The organism is Stenotrophomonas sp. STEN009 (assembly GCF_056760395.1).
In genome coordinates this window covers 54,296-80,021 of sequence record NZ_JBRRES010000006.1, presented here as the reverse complement: position 1 = coordinate 80,021, position 25,726 = coordinate 54,296, and the positions used below count along the sequence as shown (strand labels likewise).

The 25,726-nt window shown below is 66.7% G+C and carries 28 protein-coding genes; 6 read left to right on the top strand and 22 right to left on the bottom strand.

Annotated elements, in window-relative coordinates:
• Positions 1 to 48 precede the first annotated feature (48 nt).
• The 9 genes from ubiB to rlmE all read right to left on the bottom strand — a co-directional run bounded on the left by ubiB (position 49) and on the right by rlmE (position 9,012).
• On the bottom strand, positions 49 to 1,731 hold the full coding sequence (gene ubiB / locus ACVOMM_RS04475) for a 2-polyprenylphenol 6-hydroxylase (protein ID WP_065181390.1): 1,683 nt from the start codon (positions 1,729 to 1,731) through the stop codon (positions 49 to 51).
• 34 nt (positions 1,732 to 1,765) lie between these two features.
• Positions 1,766 to 2,260, bottom strand: coding sequence for a CinA family protein (locus ACVOMM_RS04470; protein ID WP_053520002.1), 495 nt, complete (start codon positions 2,258 to 2,260; stop codon positions 1,766 to 1,768).
• A 120-nt stretch (positions 2,261 to 2,380) separates the two neighbouring features.
• Entirely contained in the window at positions 2,381 to 3,691 is a 1,311-nt protein-coding gene (hflX, locus tag ACVOMM_RS04465; RefSeq protein WP_481525929.1) for a ribosome rescue GTPase HflX, read from the bottom strand.
• 14 nt (positions 3,692 to 3,705) lie between these two features.
• A complete protein-coding gene (gene hfq, locus ACVOMM_RS04460) occupies positions 3,706 to 3,981 on the bottom strand; it encodes an RNA chaperone Hfq (RefSeq protein WP_004152891.1) in 276 nt (91 codons plus the stop codon).
• A 96-nt stretch (positions 3,982 to 4,077) separates the two neighbouring features.
• Positions 4,078 to 5,031 (bottom strand): tRNA (adenosine(37)-N6)-dimethylallyltransferase MiaA, encoded by a 954-nt coding sequence (gene miaA / locus ACVOMM_RS04455; protein WP_065181258.1) that lies wholly within the window; start codon positions 5,029 to 5,031, stop codon positions 4,078 to 4,080.
• Positions 5,031 to 5,927, bottom strand: a complete 897-nt coding sequence (gene folP, locus ACVOMM_RS04450; protein ID WP_481525928.1) for a dihydropteroate synthase — start codon at positions 5,925 to 5,927, stop codon at positions 5,031 to 5,033. The genes miaA and folP overlap by 1 nt, the downstream gene beginning before the upstream one ends.
• A gap of 159 nt (positions 5,928 to 6,086) precedes the next feature.
• Positions 6,087 to 6,272 (bottom strand): hypothetical protein, encoded by a 186-nt coding sequence (locus ACVOMM_RS04445; RefSeq protein ID WP_065179301.1) that lies wholly within the window; start codon positions 6,270 to 6,272, stop codon positions 6,087 to 6,089.
• Between the two features lie 103 nt (positions 6,273 to 6,375).
• Positions 6,376 to 8,313: an ATP-dependent zinc metalloprotease FtsH gene (gene ftsH, locus ACVOMM_RS04440; protein WP_053519737.1), complete on the bottom strand. Its 1,938-nt coding sequence runs from the start codon at positions 8,311 to 8,313 to the stop codon at positions 6,376 to 6,378.
• Positions 8,314 to 8,379: 66 nt separating this feature from the next.
• On the bottom strand, positions 8,380 to 9,012 hold the full coding sequence (rlmE, locus tag ACVOMM_RS04435; RefSeq protein ID WP_053519736.1) for a 23S rRNA (uridine(2552)-2'-O)-methyltransferase RlmE: 633 nt from the start codon (positions 9,010 to 9,012) through the stop codon (positions 8,380 to 8,382).
• A gap of 64 nt (positions 9,013 to 9,076) precedes the next feature.
• Between rlmE and yhbY the strand changes: the two genes are divergently transcribed.
• Together yhbY and ACVOMM_RS04425 are read left to right on the top strand one after the other, a co-directional pair.
• Positions 9,077 to 9,382 (top strand): ribosome assembly RNA-binding protein YhbY, encoded by a 306-nt coding sequence (gene yhbY, locus ACVOMM_RS04430; RefSeq protein WP_053519735.1) that lies wholly within the window; start codon positions 9,077 to 9,079, stop codon positions 9,380 to 9,382.
• 13 nt (positions 9,383 to 9,395) lie between these two features.
• Entirely contained in the window at positions 9,396 to 9,770 is a 375-nt protein-coding gene (locus ACVOMM_RS04425; RefSeq protein ID WP_053519734.1) for an Mth938-like domain-containing protein, read from the top strand.
• A gap of 80 nt (positions 9,771 to 9,850) precedes the next feature.
• On the opposite strand, the gene ACVOMM_RS04420 is transcribed toward ACVOMM_RS04425, so the two are convergent.
• Genes ACVOMM_RS04420 through surE form a run of 4 tightly spaced genes read right to left on the bottom strand, consistent with a single transcriptional unit; the run spans position 9,851 to position 12,708 of the window.
• The gene (locus tag ACVOMM_RS04420) at positions 9,851 to 10,624 is read right to left on the bottom strand and encodes a peptidoglycan DD-metalloendopeptidase family protein (RefSeq protein ID WP_053519733.1); all 774 of its coding nucleotides are present in this window, start codon (positions 10,622 to 10,624) and stop codon (positions 9,851 to 9,853) included.
• On the bottom strand, positions 10,621 to 11,235 hold the full coding sequence (locus ACVOMM_RS04415; protein WP_053519732.1) for a YqaA family protein: 615 nt from the start codon (positions 11,233 to 11,235) through the stop codon (positions 10,621 to 10,623). The genes ACVOMM_RS04420 and ACVOMM_RS04415 overlap by 4 nt, the downstream gene beginning before the upstream one ends.
• Positions 11,236 to 11,254: 19 nt before the next feature.
• Positions 11,255 to 11,932 (bottom strand): protein-L-isoaspartate(D-aspartate) O-methyltransferase, encoded by a 678-nt coding sequence (locus ACVOMM_RS04410; protein WP_053519731.1) that lies wholly within the window; start codon positions 11,930 to 11,932, stop codon positions 11,255 to 11,257.
• A complete protein-coding gene (gene surE / locus ACVOMM_RS04405) occupies positions 11,929 to 12,708 on the bottom strand; it encodes a 5'/3'-nucleotidase SurE (RefSeq protein ID WP_053519730.1) in 780 nt (259 codons plus the stop codon). The genes ACVOMM_RS04410 and surE overlap by 4 nt, the downstream gene beginning before the upstream one ends.
• 209 nt (positions 12,709 to 12,917) lie before the next feature.
• Between surE and ACVOMM_RS04400 the strand changes: the two genes are divergently transcribed.
• A complete protein-coding gene (locus ACVOMM_RS04400) occupies positions 12,918 to 13,457 on the top strand; it encodes a Smr/MutS family protein (protein WP_065181254.1) in 540 nt (179 codons plus the stop codon).
• Between the two features lie 10 nt (positions 13,458 to 13,467).
• On the opposite strand, the gene truD is transcribed toward ACVOMM_RS04400, so the two are convergent.
• From truD to ACVOMM_RS04355, 9 genes are all read right to left on the bottom strand, one after another.
• Positions 13,468 to 14,499 carry a tRNA pseudouridine(13) synthase TruD gene (gene truD, locus ACVOMM_RS04395; protein ID WP_164152232.1) on the bottom strand — a complete coding sequence of 344 codons (1,032 nt, stop codon included), beginning with the start codon at positions 14,497 to 14,499 and terminating at the stop codon, positions 13,468 to 13,470.
• The gene (gene ispF, locus ACVOMM_RS04390; protein WP_074901199.1) at positions 14,496 to 14,993 is read right to left on the bottom strand and encodes a 2-C-methyl-D-erythritol 2,4-cyclodiphosphate synthase; all 498 of its coding nucleotides are present in this window, start codon (positions 14,991 to 14,993) and stop codon (positions 14,496 to 14,498) included. Before ispF ends, truD begins: the two co-directional genes overlap by 4 nt.
• 34 nt (positions 14,994 to 15,027) lie before the next feature.
• Complete coding sequence (gene ispD, locus ACVOMM_RS04385) at positions 15,028 to 15,726, bottom strand: 2-C-methyl-D-erythritol 4-phosphate cytidylyltransferase (protein ID WP_074901198.1); 699 nt, start codon at positions 15,724 to 15,726, stop codon at positions 15,028 to 15,030.
• Complete coding sequence (gene ftsB / locus ACVOMM_RS04380; RefSeq protein ID WP_053519725.1) at positions 15,723 to 16,076, bottom strand: cell division protein FtsB; 354 nt, start codon at positions 16,074 to 16,076, stop codon at positions 15,723 to 15,725. The genes ispD and ftsB overlap by 4 nt, the downstream gene beginning before the upstream one ends.
• Before the next feature lie 4 nt (positions 16,077 to 16,080).
• Positions 16,081 to 17,373 (bottom strand): phosphopyruvate hydratase, encoded by a 1,293-nt coding sequence (eno, locus tag ACVOMM_RS04375; RefSeq protein WP_053519724.1) that lies wholly within the window; start codon positions 17,371 to 17,373, stop codon positions 16,081 to 16,083.
• A gap of 251 nt (positions 17,374 to 17,624) precedes the next feature.
• Positions 17,625 to 17,972 (bottom strand): hypothetical protein, encoded by a 348-nt coding sequence (locus ACVOMM_RS04370; protein WP_164152229.1) that lies wholly within the window; start codon positions 17,970 to 17,972, stop codon positions 17,625 to 17,627.
• A complete protein-coding gene (gene kdsA / locus ACVOMM_RS04365) occupies positions 17,969 to 18,799 on the bottom strand; it encodes a 3-deoxy-8-phosphooctulonate synthase (protein WP_053519722.1) in 831 nt (276 codons plus the stop codon). The genes ACVOMM_RS04370 and kdsA overlap by 4 nt, the downstream gene beginning before the upstream one ends.
• A gap of 90 nt (positions 18,800 to 18,889) precedes the next feature.
• Positions 18,890 to 20,554, bottom strand: coding sequence for a CTP synthase (locus tag ACVOMM_RS04360; RefSeq protein ID WP_065174923.1), 1,665 nt, complete (start codon positions 20,552 to 20,554; stop codon positions 18,890 to 18,892).
• Between the two features lie 413 nt (positions 20,555 to 20,967).
• Entirely contained in the window at positions 20,968 to 21,201 is a 234-nt protein-coding gene (locus tag ACVOMM_RS04355) for a hypothetical protein (RefSeq protein ID WP_481525927.1), read from the bottom strand.
• Between the two features lie 160 nt (positions 21,202 to 21,361).
• On the opposite strand from ACVOMM_RS04355, the gene parE reads away from it, so the two are divergent.
• The 3 genes from parE (at position 21,362) to ACVOMM_RS04340 (ending at position 25,588) form a co-directional block, all read left to right on the top strand.
• Positions 21,362 to 23,251 carry a DNA topoisomerase IV subunit B gene (parE, locus tag ACVOMM_RS04350; RefSeq protein WP_053519719.1) on the top strand — a complete coding sequence of 630 codons (1,890 nt, stop codon included), beginning with the start codon at positions 21,362 to 21,364 and terminating at the stop codon, positions 23,249 to 23,251.
• Between the two features lie 151 nt (positions 23,252 to 23,402).
• A complete protein-coding gene (locus ACVOMM_RS04345) occupies positions 23,403 to 23,981 on the top strand; it encodes a GNAT family N-acetyltransferase (RefSeq protein WP_481525926.1) in 579 nt (192 codons plus the stop codon).
• 110 nt (positions 23,982 to 24,091) lie between these two features.
• On the top strand, positions 24,092 to 25,588 hold the full coding sequence (locus ACVOMM_RS04340) for a S10 family peptidase (protein ID WP_481525925.1): 1,497 nt from the start codon (positions 24,092 to 24,094) through the stop codon (positions 25,586 to 25,588).
• The last annotated feature ends 138 nt before the right edge of the window (positions 25,589 to 25,726 follow it).

The following is a 25,726-nucleotide window of genomic DNA, read 5'->3' as shown; positions in this document are numbered from 1 at the left end:
GGACACGACAGGGCAAAGCATGCCGGGCGATACCGCGGCGAACGACACTCAGTCGTGCCTGCCACTTCTCCAGATGGAAAACAGGATCCAGACGCCGCAGATACCGGCCCCGACGAATCCGGAGACCCCGAGTGCCAGCAGCCAGCGGCTGGAAACCCCACCGACGCTGTGCATGACGATCGATGAGCCGATGATCAGCGCTGCAGTCACGATGCCCATCACCATGCGATTGGCCGCACGGTTCACCTGCTCGCCAAAGCCCTGCAGCGCACTGGTCTCGACCTTCAGCTGCAGGCGCCCACGGCGCGCCGCCTGCACCAGCTTGCGCAGATCGCGCGGCAGATCGCCGGCGAAGTCGATCATTCCCAACAGGCTGCGCCGGCCGCGTTTGAGCAATGCCCGCGGCGCGTAGCGCTGCAGTACCACCCGCTCCAGGAAGGGGCGTGCGGCACTGGCCATGTCGAAGTCCGGGTCGAGCTGCCGGCCCATGCCTTCCAGGGTGAGGAACGCCTTGATCATCAGTGCGAGGTCGGCCGGCAGGGTCAGGCTGTAGCTGCGCAGCAACTGGGTGATGTCGCCCAGCATCAGGCCGATGCGCAGATCCTTCAGCGGCACGCCACGGTACTGGTCAACGAACTGGCTGATGTCGTGCTGCAGCCGGTTCTCATCCACCTCCACGCCCCCGGCCCAGTCCAGCAGGACGTCGGCCACCCCCTGCGGGTCCTGTTCGACCAGCCCGTGCAGCAGTTGCGCAACCTGGAAGCGACGCACTTCGGACAGTGCCCCGACCATGCCGAAGTCGATCACGCCGATGCGGCCGTCACGCAGATAGATGATGTTGCCCGGGTGTGGATCGGCGTGGAAGCTGCCGTCCTCGAGCACCATCTTCAATACGATGTTGGCACCGCGCCGCGCCAGTTCGCGACGGTCCAGCCCTGCTGCGTCCACGCCGGCAAGATCGCGGCCCGGAATGCCGTCCACGAAGTCCTGCACGTTCAGGCTTTCGCAGGTCCACTGCCAATGCACGCCGGGAACAAGGATGTCGTCGCGACCTTCAAAGTTGCGTGCGATGCGCTCCGCGTTGCGGCATTCGGCCGCGAAATCGAGTTCGCGCCGCAGCGATACGGTGAACTGCTGCACCACCTCTGCCGGCCGGTAACGGCGCAGATCCGGAAGACGCGCCTCGACGATTTCGGCCAGCCGTGCCAGCAGGCGCAGGTCGGCTTCGACCACGTCACGGATGCCGGGACGACGCACTTTCAGCACCACTTCGCGGCCGTCCAGCAGGCGCGCGCGATGGGCCTGCGCCAGCGAGGCCGCCGCCATCGGTGTTTCGTCGAGGAAGGCGAATACCTGCTGCGGAGGCGCGCCCAGATCGGCCTCCAGCTGCGCGCGGATCTGCGCATAAGGAAGGGCCGGTACCGCATTCTGGAGTTCGGAAAGCTCGGCGATCCACTCCGGCGGCAGCAGATCGACACGGGTCGCCAGCACCTGTCCGAGTTTGACGAACGTCGGACCGAGGTCCTGCAGGGCGCTGCGCACCCGCACCGGCGCGGTCATCCGCAGCAGATGCTGGCGGTCCTCGTTCCAGTGCAGCAGGCGCCCGGCACGCTCCAGCACCGTGGCCAGGCCGATCCGGCGCACCACGTCGCCGAAGCCATAACGGATCAGGACCGCTGCAATTTCCTGCAGCCTCCCCAGGTCACGGACGGTGCCCAGCGTTTCCCACATCATGCGTGCTCCGGACGATTACCGCAGCAGCATGTCACAGCTGGGCGTCGATACCGTGCAATGCCGCAGCGACGGTTTGCCTGCGGATGGCTTCGCGGTCGCCATCGAACTGGAACAGTTCCGCCCGGGCGTATCCGCCGCGGCGCTTCCAGCCGATCCAGACGCTGCCGACCGGCTTGTCCGGGCTGCCGCCACCAGGACCGGCAATGCCGGTAACCGCCACCGCGATGCCGGCACCAGAGTTGATCAGGGCGCCGGACACCATCTCCAGCACCGTTTCGCGGCTCACCGCACCGAACTGCTCCAGCGTCTGCGCACGTACCCCCAGCAGGCGCTGCTTGGCTTCGTAGCTGTAGACCACCATGCCGCAGTCGAAAAACGCCGAGGAACCGGCGATGTCGGTCATGGTCTTGGCGATCCAGCCGCCACTGCAGCTTTCAGCCGTCACAAGCTGCAGCGAGGCCTGCTGCAGGCGCTGCCCGAGTGCGGCAGCTTGGGCGTTGAGGTCGGCGTCGGTAGGGATGGACATCGAGATGACAGTGGGGTGAAGAACCCGCCTGTTGTACCGCAGATCGCAGACGCGTGTCGCGTCCCGGCCGGTACGCGCCCGACTACGCAGCGGCGCGCACCGGGATTGTGCGGCGCTATCTCACCATTCCGGCAGCTTTTCCGGCAGCAGGGCACGGATCGGCCCGCCATCAATGCCCGCCGCGAGTTTTTCGGCTTCGGCAATCGGAAGATCGACCTGCAGCAGCCAGCCCTCCTCGTCTGCCTGCTCGCTGCGGATCACTTCCAGCTGATGCAGGCGCGCGCGCAGGCGGCCCGCATCCGGCGGCAGGCGCAGCTCCCCGGTCACATGCTGCAACCCCAGGCGCTTGCCCAGCGCCGCCTGCAACAGCTCCAGGCCCTGCCCGTCACGCGCGGAGATCCAGACCCGCTCGCGGCGCGACTCGTCCGGCACGCCATCCTGACCATCGTGGCGCACTTCGGCGCCCTCGATACGGTCGATCTTGTTGAACACCAGCAGCTGCGGCAGATCACCCGCACCGACCGCAGCCAGCACCTCGTCGACCTGGGCGATGCGCTCCTCGCGGTGCGGATCGGCCGCATCGACCACGTGCAGCAGGAAATCGGCCTCGCGGGCCTCGGACAGGGTCGAGCGGAACGCGGCCACCAGGTCGTGCGGCAGGTCACGGACGAAGCCGACGGTGTCGGCCAGCACGACGTTTCCACCCGGCACAGCGATGCGGCGCACCGTCGGGTCCAGGGTCGCGAACAGCTGGTCGGCCGCATAGGCCTCGGCGCCGGTCATCGCGTTGAACAGGGTCGACTTGCCGGCATTGGTGTAACCGACCAGGGCCACACGCGGCAGTTCGCTGCGCACGCGCGCACGGCGCATCTGGGTGCGCTGGACTTCGACCTTCTCCAGCCGCTTCTGCAGCTGCTCCACCCGCTTCTGCAGCAGACGGCGGTCGGTTTCCAGCTGGGTTTCACCCGGGCCGCGCAGGCCGATCGAACCACCGCGCTGGCGCTCCAGATGGGTCCAGCCGCGCACCAGCCGCGTCGCAAGGTGACGCAGCTGCGCCAGCTCGACCTGCAGCTTGCCTTCGTGGCTGTGAGCGCGCTGCGCGAAGATGTCCAGGATCAGCCCGGTACGGTCGATCACCCGGCGCTCCAGGAAGCGTTCCAGGTTGCGTTCCTGGCCGGGGCTCAGCGCATGGTTGACCAGCACCAGATCGGCGCCGGTGGCGTCGGCTGCTGCCTTGATCTCATCCAGCTTGCCGCTGCCGATCAGGGTCGAGGGATTGGGACGGTCCAGGCGCGCGGTGATCGTGGCAGCGATGCTGGCCCCTGCCGAGCGGGCCAGATCACCGAACTCTTCCAGCACGTCGTCTTCCAGCTTGCCGAAGTGCGGCTGGATCAACAGGGCATGTTCACCCTTTTTCGAGCGGTCAAACATTCACCGCTCCGGTCTTACTCGTCTGCTTCATCACCTGCCTGACCACCTTCACCCGACTGCACATAACCACCGCCCGGCCCAACCTTCACATTGCGTGCCGGCACCACGGTGGAGATCGCATGCTTGTAGACCATCTGGCTGACCGTATTGCGCAGCAGGACCACGAACTGATCGAACGACTCGATCGTGCCCTGCAGCTTGATGCCGTTGACCAGGTACACCGAAACCGGCACGCGCTCGCGCCGCAGTGCATTCAAGAAAGGATCCTGCAGCGATTGCCCCTTGGACATTGCTCACTCCTGATTATTGTTCTTATTGGGTTGCCGGCGGCCGCCGCGGCCCCCGAGCCGCCCGCCGGACAGTGATGTTACACGGCTGGCGGCGGTTCAGCGTGCGACGAAGGTCGACACCGCGTCGGCCAGCCGCTCGTGGTCGATATGGGGGTCGAACCAGCGCGCGTCAAGCTCACCCCGCAGCCAGGTCAGCTGCCGCTTGGCCAGCTGGCGGGTGGCGAAGATCGCCTTGTCGCGGAAGCCGCCGGCATCAATCCGGCCGTCCAGATGCTCCCAAGCCTGGCGGTACCCGACCGCACGCACCGCCGGCAGGTCCAGCGGTGCCGCGACAGCGGCCATTTCCGGCATCGCGCGCAGATCGCGCACTTCGTCGAGGAAGCCCTGGGCCAGCATGGCATCGAAGCGGGCCTCGATCCGCCGGTGCAGGATTGCCCGGTCGTGCGGCGCCAGGACCAGCTTCAGGGTGCGTACCGGCAGCGGCGCCACGCCGGGCCGGCGCTGCCACTCGCTGATCGGCGTTCCCGTCAGCCGATAGACCTCCAGCGCCCGCTGGATCCGCTGTGGGTCTGTCGCATGGATGCGGGCAGCAGCGGCGGGGTCCACCTTCGCCAGTTCGGCATGCAACGCGGCCCAACCGCGCTCGGCGGCCTCGGCTGCCAGCGTGGCGCGCAGGGCCGGGTCGGCCTCCGGCATGGGCGACAGTCCCTGCAGCAGGGCGCGGAAGTACAGGCCGGTGCCCCCGGCCAGGATCGGCATCCGTCCACGCGCAACGATGTCGGCGACGACGCGGCCGGCGTCGGCGGCGAACTCCGCCGCTGAGTAGGTCTGCCACGGATCACGCAGGTCCAGCAGATGATGCGGCGCCTGTGCGCGCTCGGAAACGTCGGGCTTGGCCGAACCGATATCCAGATGGCGATAGACCAGCGCCGAGTCAACGCTGACGATCTCGCCATCCAGCTGCCGGGCCAGGGCGATCGCGGTGGCCGTCTTGCCACTGGCGGTCGGCCCCATTACGGCAATCGCCAGCGGCCGCCGGTCAACGCCCATCAGTCTTCGTCCGGCCAGCTGATCGTCGGCCGGGTGTCATCGCGTGGCGCCGGCACGGCGTCCACTGCCTGCCAGATCTTCAGTGCATCGACGGTGGCGGCGACGTCATGTACACGCACGATACGCGCACCGCGCTGCACGGCAATCAGGTGCGCGGCCACCGACGCCGCCACCCGCTCGGCCGGCGCTTCACGCCCGGTCAGCTCGCCAAGGCTGCGCTTGCGCGACAGGCCCGCCAGCATCGGCACACCCAGTTCCAGAAAACGCTCCGAACGCGCCAACAGGGTCATGTTGTGCGTGGTGTTCTTGCCGAAGCCGAAACCCGGATCGATGACCAGATGCTTCTTCGCGATGCCGGCCATCTCGGCGGCGAACAGGCGCTGCACGAGAAACCCGTGGACTTCGGCAACGACGTCGTCGTAGTGCGGATCGGCCTGCATGTTGCCCGGCTCGCCCTGCATGTGCATCAGCACCACCGGCACGTTGGCCGCAGCGGCCGTTTCCAGCGCGCCGTCCTGGCGCAGGCCGAAGATGTCGTTGATCATGCCGGCGCCGGCGGCCACCGCCGCGCGCATCACCTCAGGCTTGAAGGTATCGATGCTGATCGGCACGGAGGTACGCGCCGCAAGCTGCTCGATGACCGGAACGATGCGGCGGAGCTCTTCCTCCACCGATACCGGTACAGCGCCGGGACGGGTCGATTCACCCCCGATGTCGAGCAGGTCGGCGCCCTCTTCCACCAGCTTCAGGCCATGCGCGACTGCGGCCTCCGTGGTGTCATGGTGCCCCCCGTCAGAGAACGAATCCGGGGTGACGTTGACGATGCCCATGACCCGGGCACGGTCCAGGCGCAGGATGCGACCGGCGCAGTCGAGCTGGGGCGAGGTATCGAACATGGGCAATCCTGCAGGGACAACGGCGGGTAGTTTAGTTCGGCAGGGCTGCGCCCTGCACCCGCAGAGGCCAGGGCGACAACAACAGCCAGAGCAACAGCTGGTTTGCTGATGAAAGGCGGGGCCGGTCCGGTTGCAGGGCGTCAGCCCTGCCGCAACCCCTCAACGGCGGCGGCGCTTGCGGTCCACGTACAGGGTCCTGGCAATGCTCAGCACGATGCCCACCGCAATACCCACCACGCAGCCCAGCAGCAGATTGTCGGCCCCCAGGCCCACACCCACGCCGACCACGGTGGCGATGACCATCTCGACGGTGTGGGAAATCGGTTCGGGCTTCGGGGCGGACATGCGGGCTCCAGCGTCAGATCGGTTCTTCGGGGTGGGCCGAGGGCCCGGAAACGACGAAGCCGGGTTGCCCCGGCCTCGTCTGATGTCACGTGCGGCGGGGCCGTCAGTGCGATTCGGCCGGACCGGCGATCGGCGGCAGCGGACGGGCATCACCGCCCTTGTCGTTGCTGCCACCGTCCTTGTTCGACTTGTTCCAGCCCGCCGGCGGCGGCGGCTCGCGACCTTCCATGATGGCGTCGATCTGCGGCGCGTCGATGGTCTCGTACTGCAGCAGCAGCTGCGACATCGTGTGCAGCTTGTCGATGTTGTCGGTCAGCAGCTGGGTGGTGCGGGCGTAGGCCTTGTCGAGGATGTTGCGCACTTCCTCGTCAATGCGGCGCGCGGTGTCGTTGGACACGCTCTTGTGCTGCGTCACCGAGCGGCCCAGGAAGACTTCGTCGTCCTCCTCGCCATAGGCGATCGGACCGAGTTCTTCGGACAGGCCCCACTTGGTGACCATGTTGCGGGCCATCTTGGTGGCGCGCTCGATGTCGTTGGACGCACCCGTGGTGACCTTGTCGGTGCCGAAGATCAGCTCTTCGGCGACGCGGCCGCCGTACAGCGAGCACAGCTGCGACTGGATCGCCACGCGGTTCATCGAGTACTTGTCGCCCTCAGGCAGGTACATGGTCACACCCAGGGCGCGGCCGCGCGGAATGATCGTGACCTTGTAGACCGGGTCGTGCTCGGGCACCAGGCGGCCGACGATGGCATGGCCGGCTTCGTGGTAGGCAGTGAGCGTCTTCTCCTCCTCGCTCATGGCCATCGAACGGCGCTCGGCACCCATCAGGATCTTGTCACGGGCACGGTCGAAGTGGTCCATGCGGACTTCCTTCTCGTTGCCACGCGCAGCAAACAGGGCTGCCTCGTTGCAGAGGTTGGCCAGGTCCGCGCCGGAGAAGCCCGGGGTACCGCGTGCGATCACCAGCGGCTCGACGTCGTCGGCCAGCGGCAGCTTGCGCATGTGCACCTTCAGGATATGCTCGCGGCCCTTCACGTCGGGCAGACCGACCACCACCTGGCGATCGAAGCGACCCGGGCGCAGCAGCGCCGGGTCCAGCACGTCCGGACGGTTGGTCGCGGCGATCACGATCACGCCTTCGCCACCCTCGAAGCCATCCATCTCGACCAGCAGCTGGTTCAGGGTCTGCTCGCGCTCGTCGTGGCCGCCGCCCAGGCCAGCACCACGGTGACGGCCGACGGCATCGATCTCGTCGATGAAGATGATGCACGGGGCGTGCTTCTTGGCCTGCTCGAACATGTCACGCACGCGGCTGGCGCCGACGCCGACGAACATTTCCACGAAGTCCGAACCGGAGATCGAGAAGAACGGCACCTTCGCCTCACCGGCGATGGCCTTGGCCAGCAGCGTCTTGCCGGTACCCGGCGGGCCGACCATCAGCACGCCACGCGGAATCTTGCCGCCCAGCTTGGTGAACTTGGACGGGTCGCGCAGGAAGTCGACCAGTTCGCCCACTTCCTCCTTGGCCTCGTCGCAGCCGGCGACATCGGCGAAGGTGACCTTGATCTGGTCCTCGCCCTGCAGCTTGGCGCGCGATTTGCCGAAGGACATCGCGCCCTTGGCGCCGCCGCCGCCGCCCTGCATCTGGCGCATGATGAACAGCCAGAAGCCGATGATCAGGATGACCGGCAGGAAATTCATCAGGATCGCGCCCAGGGAGATGCCGCTGGAGGGCTCCTCCTGCACGATCTCGACGTTCTTGGTGCGCAGCACGTTGATCAGGTCGCGATCGAACGGCGCGGTGATGGTGGACGACTGTCCACCCCGGGTGGTGTAGGTGATCTGGCTGGTGCCGCCGCGCATGTCGCCGCCGAAGGCGACCTTCTGCACGTTGCCGCTGTCCACCTGGTCCAGGAACTGCGAATAGGACGCACCCTGCGCACCGGCCCCGGAGGACTTGGGCGAGAAGCTCTGGAAGACCACCATCAGCACGACGGCGACGACCACCCATAGCAGGAGGTTCTTGGTCAAGTCGTTCATCCTCATTGGCTCCGGTGTTCCTCTCAGTGCGGGCGTTGCGTTGGGGTTGAAACTTACGTTGCGAGCTTACTTCATGTGGGCGCGTTTGCCCTGACCCAAGGCGTACACCTCGGGAGAGCGTTTGCGCGACGCTTCCGGCTTGCGGATGGAGACCTTGTCGTAGCGACGGCGCATTTCACGCACGTAGTCGTCAAAGCCCACACCCTGGAACAGCTTGATCAGGAACGCCCCGCCGGTCTTCAGGTGGTTGTCGGCGAAGTCCAGCGCCAGCTCCGCCAGATGCATCATCCGCGGCTGGTCGACCGCGTCCATGCCACTTTTATTGGGGGCCATGTCCGACAGCACAAGGTCCACCGGCTCGTCCCCGAGCATGGCTTCAAACTGAGATAGGACGGCTTCTTCCCTGAAGTCACCGTGAAGGAACTCCACACCCGCCAGCGGCGGCATGTCCAGGATGTCCAGCGCCAGCACGCGGCCGGTATCGCCCATCTGTCTCCGAACCTGCTGAGACCATCCGCCAGGGGCGGCACCGAGGTCCACCACGACCATGTTCCGCTTCAGCAGGCGGTCACGTTCAAGCAACTCTTCAAGCTTGTAGGCCGCCCGCGAGCGCATGCCTTCGGCCTGCGCCTTCTTCACGAAGGGGTCGGAGAAGTGTTCCTTGAGCCAGCGCTGGCTGCTTTTGCTGCGGGTTGCCATTGGAAATAGGGGCTGATGGGGCCGTCATGATACCCTGATCCCCCATTCAACCGTCTTTTCCTGCATGTCCATCGCCCTGACCGCCTCCCAGACCCGTTTCCTGCGCGGCCAAGCCCACGACTTGAAGGCCCTGCTGCAGACCGGCGGCAAGGGAGTGACCCCGGCCTTCATCGCGGAGCTGAACGAAGTGCTGGAGCGCCACGAACTGGTCAAGGTCAAGGTCGCAGCCGAGGACCGCGAGGCCCGGGACGCGATGATCGGCGAGATCGTCGAAGCCACCGACAGTGCGCTGGTGCAGCGCATCGGTCACGTTGCCGTGCTGTATCGCCCGAGCAGGGAACAGCGCCAGATCGTGCTGCCGCGCGGCTGATCGCGCTACCGCCATGCAGCTGAACCACGAGCCGCCCGATTACGCCTACAGCCTGCGCGCTGCCGATGGCCGCTCGGCCAAGGTCAATGACACGGTGCTGGCCAGCAGCTTTCTGCTGACGCCGGACCAGCTGGTCGAACATTGGCCTGTCGCCGATGCGGCGGCGCTGACGGTGGCCGACCTGGAACCGGTGCTGGCACTGAGTCCTGCATTGATCGTGCTGGGAACCGGCGAGCGGCAGGTGTTTCCGTCGGCTGCGGTCATGGCCGCCTGCCTGTCGCGCGGGATCGGCCTGGAAGTGATGAACAACCCTGCCGCGGCGCGCACCTTCAACATCCTTGCCGGCGAAGGCCGCAAGGTGGCGGCCGCGTTCATCCTGGAAGGTTGAGGACCACCGCCGGGCATGGCCCGGCGCTACCTTGGTGCACGTACGCCGGGCATGGCCCGGCGCTACCGTACCTGCCTGCGCTAGCGCGCTGGCAGGTACTGCTGCGGATCGACCGGCTTGCCGTTGTAGCGGATTTCAAAGTGCAGCATGTCGCGATTCGCGCCGGTGCGCCCCATCTCGGCAATCTGCTCACCCGCCTTCACGCTCTGTCCCTCGTTGACCAGGCGCTTGCGGTTGTGGCCGTAGGCCGACAGCCACTGGTCGCTGTGCTTGATGATGATCAGCTCGCCATAGCCGACCAGTCCGGCGCCCGAGTACACCACCACACCGTTGGCGGTGGCCTTGACGGCCTGCCCGCTGGTGCCGGCGATGTCGACGCCCTGCTTGGTTGCGTCGCCTGCCACGTAGCGGCCCACGATCGCGCCATCGGCTGGCCAGCGCCAGGCGATGTTGCTCTTCACCGGACCGGCCGGTGCAGTGGCCGGTGCCGTGCTGCCGCCGCTGCGCGGCGCGGTGACCACGGTGGTCGGTGCGCGGCCGCTGCTGGCCCCCGGCGGATAAAGACGGATGACCTGACCCGGATAGATCGTCGACGGGTTGTCCAGGCTGTTCCACGCGATCAGATCGGCCGGGGTGATGTCGTGGATGCGGGCCAGCGCGTAGATCGTGTCGCCCTTGCGCACGACCACGGTCTGCCCCGGCTTGGCCACCGAAGTCTTGGGCGTAGTGACCGCCGCCCCGCCACCACTGCCATTGGGCCGCACCACCGTGGCAGTGCCACAGGCAGCCAGGCCGGAAACCAGCAGCACCAGCGCGCCGACGCGCACTCCCTTGCTCAGACGATCAGCACTCATGCGAACTTCGACCTCCATACAAGCCAGGCGATCAGCACCACCACCAACGCGGTGGCGATCCAGCCCAGCGGTTCAATCCAGCGACGCAGCGCCGCTTCGGCGCGCGCTCCACCGATGCGGATCACGGCAGCGAGCACATATACGCGCTTGCCGCGTCCGATCAGCATGCTCAGCAGGTACTGCGGCATCGGTACGCCGACGATACCCGATGCCCACGTGAAGACCTTCATCGGGATCGGCATGAAGCCGCCCAGGACCAGGAACGTGAACACCGCCCACGGCGATTCGGCCATCTTCTCCTGCACGGTGGTGATGCCCTGTTCGATTGCCGGCAACATGCCCAGCACTTCGAACAACGGCTTGATCGCCTCGAATGCGAAGTGACCCAGCGCATAGCCGACCACGGCACCGACCATCGAACCGGCCAGGCTGAGGGTCGCGAACCACCAGCCGCGCCGGGGTTGAGCCACGCACATCGGCGCCAGCATCACTTCCGGCATCACCGGAAAGATGATCGCCTCGAAAAAACTCAGCACCGTCAGGTAGGTCGGCGCGCGTTCGTGCGCCGCCCACTTCATCGCCCGCTCGTACAGCGGTCCGAAAATCTTCATGCAACCCTGCTCCGTGGATTCAGTCCAGCATGCCAGACAGCAGCGGCACGAAGGTGACCGGTGCCAGCACGCGCTGTTCGACGCTGCCGTCGGCCCTGCGGTCCAGCTGCACCAGCGACTGTGCACTGGCACCGCCGACCGGCGCCACCAGCCGGCCACCTTCGGCCAGCTGCTCGATCAGTGCGTCGACTAGCGCCGGGGCCGCAGCTGTGACGACGATGGCATCAAACGGGCCGTGCTCGGCCCAGCCGACACGGCCGTCATCGTGCTTGGTGCGGATGTTCATGCCGAGTGCGCGGAACCGCTTGCGGGCCTGCCGCAGCAGGTCGCCGATGCGCTCCACGGTGTAGACCTCCAGACCCAGTGCACCTAGCACGGCGGCCTGGTAGCCGGAGCCCGTCCCCACCTCCAGCACCCGCTTGGGCGCCACCTGCACGACCGCTTCGGTCATCCGCGCCACCACCCAGGGTTGCGAGATGGTCTGGCCGTGGCCGATCGGCAGCGCGGTGTCTTCATAGGCCCGCGAGGCCAGGGCCTCGTCGATGAACAGATGGCGGGGCACCACCCGGATCGCGTTCAGCGTGGACTCGTCGACGATGCCGGCTTCGCGCAGCCGATCGACCAGACGATCGCGGACGCGCTGTGACGTCATGCCGATGCCGACGGCTTCCGGTTGCAGGCGCAGGCGTGGGCTCATGCCGGCTGGTCCAGCGCGGCGCTGAGACCGCCGACCCAGCTGGCCACTTTCTCAAGCGCCTGATAGCGGGTCAGATCCACCTGGATCGGGGTGATCGAGATATGCCCGGTACGCACCGCGTGGAAGTCGGTGCCGGGGCCGGAGTCCTGCTCGCGGCCCGCCGGACCGATCCAGTACACCTCGTTGCCGCGCGGATCCTTCTGCGGGATGCAGCCTTCGGCGCGATGGCGGTTGCCCAGCCGGGTGACTTCGAAACCCTTGACCTCGGTCCACGGCAGGTCGGGCACGTTGACGTTGAGGATGGTGTCCGCCGGCAGCGGGTCGGCCTTGAGGCGGGCGACGATTTCCACGGCGGCACGCGCCGCGGTCTCGAAGTGACGGGGATCGTGATTGCGGGTCACCAGGGACACCGCCACCGCGGGCAGGCCGAGGAAGCGCCCCTCCATCGCCGCCGAGACGGTTCCGGAATAGATCACGTCGTCACCCAGGTTGGCGGCGTTGTTGATGCCCGACACGACAATGTCGGGTTCGAACTCCAGCAGGCCGGTCAGCGCCAGATGCACGCAGTCGGTGGGCGTGCCGGCCACCGACACGGTGTAGTGATCGATGCGCTTGAGCCGGATGGGCAGGTCCAGGGTCAGTGAATTGCTGGCGCCTGAGCGATCGCGGTCGGGTGCGACCACCGTCACTTCGTGGCCGGCGTCACGCAGTACCGAGGCAAGCATCCGGATACCTGCGGCGTCGACGCCATCGTCGTTACTGACCAGAATTCGCATCTTCGATTTAACCGCTTGATTTTCCAAGAATTCGATTCCGTCACCGTGCGGTGTTGGCGGGACCGTCGTGCTTCCCTGCGGAAGCCGACGACCCTGCAGGGGCATCGTCTATTGTGCCGCATGCGAGCCGCAGGTCCTACCCTGCCGGCGGTCACGACTGGCCTCGCATTGCGATAGGCAGGCCCGCCTCACCGGTTTACCCTGTGCGCATGTCGCATCCAGAAGACGAAGACCCTGCCGCGCTCTTCCGCGCGGCCATCGGCGAAGTGACGCCGCTGCGCAAAGAGGCCGAACCCGCGCCGGCCGCTGCCCGGCCGAAGCCGCGCGCGCGCATGGCCGAACGCGACGAGGCCGAGGCCGCCGGCGAGTTCGCCCGGCTGTTGCGCGACAGCGCACCGCTGGAAGCCGGGGATGTGGCCAGCTACCGGCGCGACGCCCTTCCGCCGCGGCTGTTCCAGCGTCTCAAGCGCGGCCAGTACTCGGTGCAGGACGAGCTGGATCTGCATGGCGCGACCGCAGCGCAGGCCGAGGCCATGCTGCGTCAGTTCCTGCTGGAGGCGCACGCACATGAGTATGGCTGCGTGCGCATCATCCACGGCAAGGGACTGCAGTCCGACGGTGGTGCGCCGGTCCTGAAGAATCTGGTCGACCGGCTGCTGCGCCTGCGCAACGATGTGCTTGCCTTCCATTCGGCGCCGACCAGCCAGGGCGGAACCGGTGCCGTACTGGTGCTGCTGTCCCGGCGCTGATGCAATCCGCTCAGGACTGCGCGGCGTCCTCGACCGGTCCGAGCTCGTGCAGGACCGCGGTGGCGTAGCAGCCCGGCGGCAGCGCGAACGACAGCTCAAGCACATCTTCCGCCAGCCACTGGTGCTGCAGCAGCGCAGGACGCAGGCGCAACGCGCGGCGCTCCTGCTTCAGCCGTGCCTCTTCCAGTCCGGCACGCAGCGCCTTCGATTCCTCGTCGTCGAGCGCGCGCAGTTCGAGCTCGCGGGCTGCGCCGGTACTGCGCAGCTCGCCCTCTCCCCACAACGGCGCGCTGGGATGGATATCGAACCCGGCCAGCCGCGCTGCCAGTGCATCGGTGTAAGGCTCCGGACCAAACACGCTGCGGCTGCCATCCAGCATCCACACCTCACCGTCCAGCGGCTGGTCCCAGACACCCTGCTCCACGCGTGCGGCAAGCACGCGATTGAACAGTGCTGAACGCGCAGCCGACAGCAGCAGCGAGCGCTGGTCCTTGCGCATGCGGCGGCCACCGAACATCGCCAGCGCTGCCGGAACGTTGCCGCCATCGCGGCCGAAACGCTGCTCGCCGAACCAGTTCGGCAAACCACGATCGGCAATCTGCTGCAGGCGTTCGCTGATTGCGACCGCATCGCCGCGTACCTGGCGCAGCACCAGCCTGAAACGATTGCCGGCCAGCGCGCCACGCTGCAGCTTGCGGTTGTGCCAGGTTGCATCGAGCACTTCGATATCATCGCTGGCCAGCAGCGCCAGATCCGGCGCGACGCGCTTGGGCAGATGCACACTGAAGCGCTGGGTGGTGACCGCGTGGCGATCCTTCATCCCGGCATAGCTGACCGCCATCTCCGGCAAGCCAGCCCACTTGGCCAGCACCTTGGCCACATGCACGGTGTTGGCACCGCGCTTGCGGACATGCAGCAGCAGATGCTCGCCCTCGCCCGTGGCCTCAAAGGCCGGCAGCTCGTCGACCTGGAAATCCTCCGGGGTGGTGCGGATGCGCGCCTGCAGCAGCGGCGCACCGAACGCGAGCGGCAGCGGAATCATGCCGCCACCAGCAGGACCACAGCCTGTGCCGCGATGCCTTCACCGCGACCGGTGAAGCCAAGCTTCTCCGACGTGGTGGCCTTTACGCTGACCGCATCCAGTGGCAGCTGCAACAGTGCCGCGATGCATTCACGCATTGCCAGCGCATGCGGCCCGACCTTCGGTCGTTCACAGATCACGGTGACATCGGTGTTGCCGACGCACCAGCCACGCTCACGCAGGAGAGCGTCGCAGTGGCGGACGAAGTCGCTGCTGTCGGCCCCCTTCCAGCGATCATCGCTGGGCGGAAAGTGCTGGCCGATGTCGCCCAGCGCCAGCGCGCCGAGCATGGCGTCACACAGCGCGTGCAGGATCACGTCGCCATCGCTGTGCGCGAGCACACCGTGGCTGTGCGGCACGCGCACGCCTCCCAGCATGATGTGGTCACCCTCACCAAAGGCGTGGACGTCGTAGCCCTGGCCGATGCGGACGGGCGGGAACGGAGCAGTGCTCATGGATGCAACCCTTGCAGCAGGGCCGCGCGGGCGTTCAGCCGGCGCGGCGGGAAAGTACGAATTCGAAGCGGTCCAGGTCGGCGGGCGTGGTGACCTTGAAGTTGTCCTCGCTGCCTTCAACCAGCAGCGGGCGCTGGCCCTGGCGTTCCATGGCCATGGCTTCGTCGGTGACGTCCACGCCGGACGCAGCGGCGTCGGTCAGCGCGCGGATCAACTGATGGCGGCGGAACAGCTGCGGGGTCAGCGCGCGCCACAGGCGCTCGCGTGGCTCGGTGCCGTCGATGCCACCATCGTCACCGGCCCGCTTCAGGGTGTCGCGTACCGGCGCGGCAAGAATGGCCCCGACCGGATCGGTACGGCCAACCTCCAGCAGGCGGCCCAGGTCGGCCAGCGACAGATTGGGCCGCGCGGCATCGTGCACCAGCACGAACTCATCGGCGCGGACGCTCTCCGGCAGCGCAAGCAGGCCGGCCAGCACGGAGGCGGCGCGGGTCGCCCCGCCCGTGCAGGTCAGCACCGGCTTGCCGGCCCATTCGCTCCAGCCCGGCCAATCGGCGTCGTTCTCGCCGATCACCACCATCGCGCCGGCAACCGCCGGGTGGGCCAGCAGTGCCTGCAGGGTGTGGGCCAGCAGCATCTGCCCGCCCGCCTGCAGATACTGCTTGGGCAGTGGCGCACCGAAGCGGGCGCCACGACCGGCAGCGGGAACGACCACCCAGATCGCCGCGCTCATGGCACGTCCGCCGGGTGGTCGCCCGCCTGTTCGGGCATCGGCACCGGCGGCTGCGCCGGACGAACCGGCGCGTCGTCGACCACCCGGTAGAACTTCTCGCCGGGCTTGATCATGCCCAGCTCACTGCGTGCGCGCTCTTCGATGGCGGACTGGCCTTCCTTGAGGTCCTTCACTTCGGCAGCCAGCGCATCATTGCGCTGCTGCAGACCTTCGTTGTCCCGTTCCTGGCCGGCAACCTGGGCTTCGAGCATCATCACTTCCCCCGAATTGCCCGGGCCGAACCAGAAACGGTACTGCAGCCATGCCAGCAGCAGGGCCAGCACCAGCAGCAGCCAGCGCCAATCGCGCATGGCCTCAGCGCTTCAGCGAAACGAACGCGTCACGACCGGCGTAACGCGCGCCGGCACCGAGGGCTTCCTCGATGCGCAGCAGCTGGTTGTACTTGGCCACGCGATCGCTGCGGCACAGCGAGCCGGTCTTGATCTGGGTGGCAGTGGTCGCCACGGCGATGTCGGCGATGGTGGTGTCTTCGGTTTCACCCGAACGGTGCGAGACGACAGCGGCATAACCGGCACGGTCAGCCATGGCAATCGCTTCCAGGGTTTCACTCAGGGTGCCGATCTGGTTGACCTTGATCAGGATGGCATTGGCAGTACCGGAGTCGATGCCCTCCTGGAAGATCTTCGGATTGGTCACGAACAGGTCATCGCCCACCAGCTGCACCTTCTTGCCGATGCGATCGGTCAGCAGCTTCCAACCCGCCCAGTCGTTCTCGGCCAAGCCGTCCTCGATGGTGATGATCGGGTACTGCGCGGCCCAGTCGGCAAGGAAGTCGACGAACTGCTCGGAGGTCAGGCGCTTGTTCTCGCCGACCAGGTTGTACTTGCCGTTCTCGAAGAACTCGCTGGAGGCCACGTCCAGACCCAGCAGCACGTCCTCGCCCGCGGTGTAGCCGGCCTTGCCGATCGCTTCGAGAATGGTGTCCAGCGCCTCGACGTTGCTGCGGAAGTCCGGTGCGAAGCCGCCTTCGTCACCGACCGCGGTGCTCAGGCCATGCCCCTTCAGCACCGACTTCAGCGAGTGGAAGATCTCGGTGCCGGCGCGCAGCGCTTCGGAGAACGAGGTGAAGCCGACCGGCAGCACCATGAACTCCTGGAAATCGACGTTGTTGTCGGCATGCGCGCCGCCGTTGATGATGTTCATCATCGGCACCGGCAGCGACGGGGTCACGCCGGTCCTGCCGGCCAGGTACTGCCACAACGCCTGCTTGCTGGATGCTGCGGCGGCGTGCGCGGCCGCCATCGAGACACCGAGCAGCGCGTTGGCGCCCAGACGGCCCTTGTTCTCGGTGCCATCAAGGTCGATCAGGCGGCGGTCCAGGCCGGACTGGTCGGTGGCCTCGAAGCCCTTCAGCGCGGCAGCGATGGTCGTGTTGACGTTGTCGACGGCCTTGCGCACGCCCTTGCCCAGGTAGCGGGTCTTGTCGCCGTCACGCAGCTCGACCGCTTCCTTGGTGCCGGTCGAGGCGCCGGAGGGAACCGCGGCACGACCGAACGAACCGTCCTCCAGGGTGACTTCGGCTTCCAGCGTGGGGTTGCCACGGCTGTCGAGGATTTCACGGGCGTGGATGCTGCGGATCGTACTCATGGTCGGGCCGGTTACCTGTATGGAGAGGGGGCGACAAAACGAATGCCGCGTGATTATCCCCGGCTGCCCGCCCGTTGCCAAATGGCGCGAACGGCGTCAGCCCCGGCTGGCCCCCGCCCCGGCAGCAGCAGCGATACCAGGAGCACCCGCAAAGCAGCGGCCATGGCCGGACAGACGGTGCCATGCCTGCGCCGCCAGCCTGAGCGCGATCAGGCCCTTGGGCCAATCGCGTGCAGACGTGCTCGTATTCATCACAGCATCCCGTAGGACAGCGCACCGAGCCACAGCGAAAGCAGGACAACCGCCAGCCCGGCGGCCACCTTGCCGCGATTCAGGCGCCAAGCCAGCACGGCGGCAGCGATGCAGCCGCCGGCAGTCAACAGTTCGCCAGCCAGCAGCGCCATGAAGTACGCCCGCAGATTGAGCACGCTGCTGCCATCACCCGGGGACCGCACGGACGCTGCGCCGATCAGCACCAGACCGAACACGCCCGCCGTGAACAACCCCGCCAGGCCCAGTGCGATCAGGCCCCACGGCCACTGTTTCCAGTGCCGGCGGCGACGCTGGGTTTCCAGCGCCGTCCATGGGTCAGACTTCACGCGAAGCGTGAGAAACCGTGCTTCTTGGTCACCGCATCGAGCTCCATCAGCGTTTCGAGCAGTGCTTCCATCTGGTCCAGCGGCCATGCGTTGGGACCGTCGGAGAGGGCCTTGGACGGGTCAGGATGGGTCTCGGCGAACAGACCGGAGATACCCACCGCCACCGCGGCCCGGGCCAACACCGGCACATGTTCGCGCTGGCCGCCGGAGCTGGTGCCCTGCCCACCCGGCAGCTGCACCGAATGGGTGGCGTCGAACACCACCGGGCACCCGGTCTCGCGCATCACCGCCAGCGAACGCATGTCGCTCACCAGATTGTTGTAGCCGAAGCTGGCACCGCGTTCGCAGACCATGATCTGATCGTTACCGGTCGCCTTGGCCTTCTCCACGACCGGCTTCATGTCCCAGGGCGCCAGGAACTGGCCCTTCTTGATGTTGACCGGCTTCCCGGCCGAGCACACCTTGCGGATGAAGTCGGTCTGGCGAACAAGGAATGCCGGGGTCTGCAGCACATCCACGACCGAAGCCACTTCGTCCATCGGGGTGTACTCATGGACGTCGGTCAGCACCGGCACGCCGATCTGCTTCTTGACCTCGGCCAGGACTTTCAGCCCCTCCTCCATGCCCGGGCCGCGGAAAGCGGTACCAGACGTGCGGTTGGCCTTGTCGAAGCTGGACTTGAAGATGAAGTTCACACCGAGCTTGCCGGTGATCTCCTTCAGCTTGCCAGCGGTATCGAGCTGCAACTGCATCGACTCGATCACGCAGGGTCCGGCGATCAGGAACAGGGGCTGGTCCAGCCCCACCTCGAATCCACACAGTTTCATGGCGTTTCCTTAGAGTTGTCCGCTACATCGAACGGGCCGATGCACTTGGTTCAAGCGAGCAAGATGGGGCCTGGCGGGCCCCATCGCAAGTCAGGCGCGCGCTTCCTGCAACAACTGGCCACCGGCCTTGCGCTCGCGTGCGGCGCGGATGAAGCCGATGAACAGCGGGTGGCCGTCACGCGGCGTGGACAGGAACTCCGGATGCGCCTGGCAGGCCAGGAACCAGGGATGCGCATCGCGCGGCAGCTCGACCACTTCCACCAGGGTGTCGTCCATCGACTTGCCGGCGATCACCAGGCCGGCGTCTTCCAGCTGGGTGCGGTAACGGTTGTTGAACTCATACCGGTGGCGGTGGCGCTCGGCCACCACGTCCTTGCCGTACAGCTCACGCGCCAGCGTGCCCGGCTTCAGGCGCTGCTCCTGCAGGCCCAGACGCATGGTGCCGCCCAGGTCGCTCTTGTCGTCGCGCTTCTCGACGTCACCGGCAGCGGTGCGCCACTCGGTGATCAGGCCGATCACCGGATTTGGCGACTGGCGATCATTCTCGGTGCTGTTGGCACCTTCGAGGCCGACCACGTTGCGCGCGTAATCGACCACGGCCGCCTGCATGCCGTAGCAGATGCCGAAGTACGGCACCTGGTTCTCGCGGGCGAACTTCGAGGTCAGCACCTTGCCTTCGAAACCACGGTCGCCGAATCCGCCCGGCACCAGGATGCCATCAACATCGGCCAGCGCGGCCATGTCCGTGCCTTCCAGGTCCTGCGCTTCCAGCCACTTCAGATTGACCCGGGTGCGCTGGCGCAGGCCACCATGCTTGAGTGCTTCGCCGACCGACTTGTACGCATCCTGGTGGTCGACGTACTTGCCGACCACGGCGATGGTCACCTCGTCGAGCGGATGCAGCGTGGCGTCGACCGCGTCCTCCCACACCGACAGATCGACAGGACCGGCCTTGTCGGCCAGCTTCAGCTGGTTGACGACAATCTCATCCAGGCCCTGCGCATGCAGTCCCGAAGGGATGCGATACAGCACATCCACGTCCGGCACGCTGATCACGGCGCGTTCGGAAACGTTGGTGAACTGGGCGATCTTGCGACGCTCCGAATCGGGCACGGCCTGCTCCGAACGGCACAACAGCACATCCGGCTGGATGCCGATCGAACGCAGCTCCTTCACCGAGTGCTGGGTCGGCTTGGTCTTCAGTTCGCCGGCCGCGCCGATGTACGGCACCAGGGTGAGGTGCATGAACAGCGCTTTCTCCGGACCACGCTCGGTACGCACCTGGCGGATCGCCTCCAGGAACGGCAGCGATTCGATGTCGCCGACGGTGCCGCCGATCTCGACCAGGGCGACGTCATAGCCTTCGGTGGCTTCGTCGATGCAACGACGGATCTCGTCGGTAATGTGCGGAATGACCTGCACGGTCGCGCCGAGGTAATCGCCGCGACGCTCCTTGCGGATCACGTTCTCGTAGATGCGACCGGTGGTGACCGAATTCTTGCGGCTCAGGCGCGTCCGCACGAACCGCTCGTAGTGGCCCAGATCGAGATCGGTCTCGGCACCGTCGTCGGTGACATAGACCTCGCCGTGCTGGAACGGGCTCATGGTGCCCGGATCAACGTTGATGTAGGGGTCGAGCTTCATCATCGTGACCTTCAGGCCACGGGCTTCGAGAATGGCGGCCAGCGACGCAGCGGCAATGCCTTTGCCGAGCGAGGACACCACGCCGCCGGTTACGAAAATCAAGGGAGTCATGGCTGCAAGCATCCTGTCTGGAAATGGAAAACGACAGCGCCACGCACGCCCTGGGGGCGGACATGGCGCTTGAAGGGGGTTTTCCGGTTCGCTGGGGCAGCGAGGGAGGTGCCGATCCGTGCGGCGGCTGGCGCCAGACGGTAACCATCGCGCGAGGTCGGGGCAACCGCGCCGGTCACATCGACCGTCACCTGCGACCCGCATTGCTGGAGGCCACGCATGGCCGTGCCAGCCCATTCGCAAATGGTGGACACGCACTACTCCCGGAAAGCCATAGTTTACAGATAGATGGCCGCCAACCCAAGAGGCTTGTGCAGGCCGACCGAACGAAAAACGCCCCCTTGCGGGGGCGTGGCGTCGCCAGAAGCCCGCTTCTACAGGGCTTCCGTGGGAAAGGGAGGGTGCGCGTGCGCTCAGCGCTTCTTGCGCGCCTCTTCCTCTTCTTCCTGCTGCGGAACCGGCTGGCCCTTGGCCTTCAGCTCCGCATTGGCCTGCGCGCGGCGCTTGGCCTTGGCGTCGGCTTCGGCCTGTGCCTTGTCGGCCTGGTCACCCTGCTGCGGGGCCGGCTGGCCGGCGTTCTGCGCCATCACCAGCGGCACCGCAACGGCGGCAGCGGCCAGGAACGCAATGGTCAGCAACTTCTTCATGGAGTCCTCCTCGCGGTATGGCTGGGACATGGGGACGCTGGCGTCCGGATTCCAGCGGCTGCCATTTTACCCCCTCCCCGGTGGCGAGGCTGAACCGCAGGCGTGCAAATTCGCCGCCCAGACCGCACACTTGCGCGTCGCTCCGCGCTTTAGAACATAGATGAACGCCCGCTATAACGCCGCCGATATTGAAGTCCTGTCCGGCCTTGACCCGGTCAAGCGCCGTCCCGGCATGTATACCGACACCGCGCGCCCCAACCACCTGGCGCAGGAAGTGATCGACAACTCGGTGGACGAGGCCCTCGCCGGCCACGCCCGCTCGATCGAGATCACCCTGTACAAGGACGGCAGCGTGGAGGTCAGCGATGACGGCCGTGGCATGCCGGTGGACATCCATCCGGAAGAGAAGATCCCGGGTGTCGAGCTGATCCTGACCCGCCTGCACGCGGGCGGCAAGTTCAGCAACAACAACTACACCTTCTCCGGCGGCCTGCACGGCGTCGGCGTCAGCGTGGTCAACGCGCTGTCGACCCTGGTGGAGGTGCACATCAAGCGCGAAGGTGCCGAACACCGCATCACCTTCCGTAACGGTGACCGCGCCACGCCGCTGGAAGTGGTGGGCACGGTCGGCAAGAAGAACACGGGCACCCGCGTGCGCTTCTGGCCGGACCCGAAGTACTTCGATACACCGAAGTTCGCGGTGCGCGCGCTCAAGCATCTGCTGCGCGCCAAAGCGGTGTTGTGCCCGGGCCTGACCGTGAAGCTGACCGACGAAGCCACCGGCGAAGTCGACACCTGGTACTACGAGGACGGCCTGCGCGACTACCTGAAGCTGGAGCTGGGCGAGCGCGAAATGCTGCCGGCCGACCTGTTCGTCGGCAACCTGAAGAAGGACACCGAAGTGGTGGACTGGGCCGTGGCCTGGCTGCCGGAAGGAGAGCTGGTCCAGGAAAGCTACGTCAACCTGATCCCGACTGCCCAGCACGGTACCCACGTCAACGGCCTGCGCACCGGCCTGACCGAGGCGCTCCGCGAGTTCTGCGACTTCCGCAACCTGCTGCCGCGTGGCGTGAAGCTGGCGCCGGAAGACGTGTGGGACCGCGTGTCGTTCGTGCTGTCGCTGAAAATGACCGATCCGCAGTTCAGCGGGCAGACCAAGGAACGCCTGTCCTCGCGGCAGGCCGCCGGTTTCGTGGAAGGTGCCGCGCACGATGCATTCAGCCTGCTGCTGAACCAGAACGTGGAACTGGGCGAGAAGATCGCGCAGATCGCCATTGAGCGCGCCAGCGCACGCCTGAAGACCGAAAAGCTGGTGGTCCGCAAGAAGGTCACCCAGGGCCCTGCCCTGCCGGGCAAGCTGGCCGACTGCATCAGCCAGGACCTGTCGCGTACCGAACTGTTCCTGGTGGAAGGTGATTCGGCAGGCGGCAGCGCCAAGCAGGCACGCGACAAGGATTTCCAGGCGATCATGCCGCTGCGCGGCAAGATCCTGAACACCTGGGAAGTCTCCTCCAACAGCGTGCTGGCCTCGGAAGAAGTGCACAACTTGGCCATCGCCATCGGCTGCGATCCGGGCAAGGATGACATCAGCGGCCTGCGCTACGGCAAGGTGGTGATCCTGGCCGACGCCGACTCGGACGGCCTGCACATCGCCACCCTGTTGACGGCGCTGTTCCTGAAGCACTTCCCGGCGCTGGTCGACGCTGGCCACGTGTTCGTGGCAATGCCACCGCTGTTCCGCATCGACGTGGGCAAGCAGGTCTTCTACGCACTGGACGAGGAAGAAAAGCGCTCCATGCTGGACAAGATCGAGCGCGAGAAAATCAAGGGCGCGGTCAACGTGACCCGGTTCAAGGGCCTGGGCGAAATGAACCCGTCGCAGCTGCGTGAGTCCACCATCCACCCGGACACCCGTCGCCTGGTGCAGCTGACCGTGGACGATCGCGAGCAGACCCGTTCGCTGATGGACATGCTGCTGGCCAAGAAGCGGGCGTCTGACCGCAAGGGCTGGCTGGAGACCAAGGGCGATCTGGCGTCGCTGGAAGTCTGATTCCAGCGCGGGCCGGGGCCGTTTCCTGTCGGGAAACGGCTCTGGCTGCATGGCCTGGCAGTGCCGGTCCAGGCCGCCCTCCGGGGCATTACACCCCCATCGGCAAACCCTGCGGGTCCATAATGCGCGCTCATCCGCGTGGACCACCGCATTGCCCAGCCACTCGCTGCTGTTCCCCGGCCTGCCGCTGCACAGCGCGCGGCTGGTGCTGAGCCCGATCCGTCGTGATGACGCTGCTGCGTTGTTCACGCTGCAATCCAACCCGACGGTCATGCGCTGGTGGAACCATCCTGCCTGGACACGGCCGGGCGAAGCCCGCGAACAGATCGACGACGACCTCGCCGCACACGCCATCGGCACCCAGCTCAAGCTGGCCGTGCGCGAATCGCTGGAAGGGCCGTTGCTGGGCATCTGCGTGGTGTTTGCCGTCGATCGCGATGCTGCGCGTGCCGAGATCGGCTATCTGCTGGCACCTGAGGTCCAGGGCCGGGGCTACATGCATGAGGCGTTGCAGCAGGTGCTGGCCTACCTGTTCCGGACGCTGCGCCTGCATCGCGTCGAAGCCGAGATCGATCCGCACAATGCGGCCTCCGCGCACGTGCTTGAACGCCTCGGCTTCCATCGTGAGGGCCTCCTGCGCCAACGCTGGCGCATCCAGGGCGAGTTGGCCGACTCGGCTGTGTACGGGCTGCTGGCCGATGACGAAGCCGCGAGCGCCCTGCCCACTTGACCCAATCTGGCCGCAACCGACGACAACGCCCGGCCATGGCTTTGGACACATACGGCGCGGCACCCTGGAGGCCTAGCATCGAAACCCCCTTCCGCTGCCGATCCGGTGCCATGAAGTTCCTGCTGCACACTGCCGCGCTCTGCGTCGGCCTGCTCATTGCTCCTGCCAGCGTGCTGGCCGCGCCCGCCGCCGAGTCCAAGCCCGATGCCAGGGACGACAGGACCGAAGCACCTGCGCTGCCGGCCGACGCCTCCGCCCGCCAGAGCATCCGCCTGGCAGGCCGCACGCTCGACTACACCGCCACCGTAGGGACCCTGCCGGTACGTGACGAGAAGGGCAAGGTGATCGCCGATGTAGTGTTCACCGCCTACACGATGCCCGGCAAGGACCGGCCGGTGACCTTCGCGCTCAACGGCGGGCCCGGCGCGTCCTCGGTGTATCTCAATCTGGGCGCCATCGGCCCGAAGGTCGTGACCTTCGGCTCGGAGGGCGACAGCGCGTCGGCGCCGGCCACGCTGCACGACAATCCGGGAACGTGGCTGGACTTCACCGACCTGGTCTTCATCGACCCGGTCGGCACCGGCTTCAGCCGTGCCCGCATCGGCGATGACGAAGCCAAGAAGGCACTGTACAACCCCAGTGCCGACATCGAGTACCTGTCGCGATCGATCTACGACTGGTTGCTGCGCAACCAGCGCATGGCGTCGCGCAAGTATCTCACCGGTGAGAGCTACGGTGGCTACCGCGGCCCACGCATCACCCACTATCTGCAGACGCGGCTGGGCGTTGCGATGAACGGCCTGGTGCTGGTCTCGCCGTACCTGAGCCCGACCCTGGAAGACAACGCCGACGTCTCGCCGATGGCGTGGATGCAGACGCTGCCGTCGATCGCAGCGGCGCACCTGGAGCGCCAGGGCCGCCTGACCGACGCGGCGATGCGTGAGGTGATCGAGTACACCCGCGGCGATTACGCCACCGCCCTGATGAAGGGCCGCAGCGATCCGCAGGCCACCGAAGCGATGCTGCGCCGGGTCACCGAGCTGACCGGGCTGGACCCGCAGTTCGTGCGTCGTGCCGGCGGCCGCCTGGAAATCCAGGCCTATCTGCGCGAAGTGTTCCGCGACAAGGGCACGCTGGGCAGCCGCTACGACTCGAACGTGACGGCGTTTGATCCGTTCCCGAACGATCCGGAACAGCGCGCCAACGATCCCCTGCTCGACAGCATCATCGCGCCGACCACCACCGCGATGGTCGACTTCGTCACCCGCGTGGTGGGCTGGAAGGTCGATGCGCGCTACCAGGCATTGAACTACGAGGTGAACCGGCTGTGGGACCGCAACGGCGACCTGCGCCAGGGTGCGGTGACCCAGCTGCGCCAGGCGGTGGCGATCGATCCGAATCTGCAGGTGCTGATCGCGCACGGCTGGAATGACCTGTCATGCCCGTTCATGGGCTCGATCCTGACCGTGGACCAGATGCCGGCGATGGGCAGCAACCCGGACCGCGTGCAGGTGCGCAGCTACCCGGGCGGGCACATGTTCTACAGCCGTGCCGACAGCCAGGCGGCATTCCGCAAGGATGTGCAGGCACTGTTCCAGCGCAACTGAGGGGTTCGGCCGGGTCGCGGCCCGGCGCCCGCTGACGGCAACGGCAACGGCAACGGCAACGACAAAAGCCGGGTTTCCGTGGGCTGGCGAGGTTCCTGCTGCTGTTGGTGGGTGTCGACCTTGGTCGACACGCTGGAT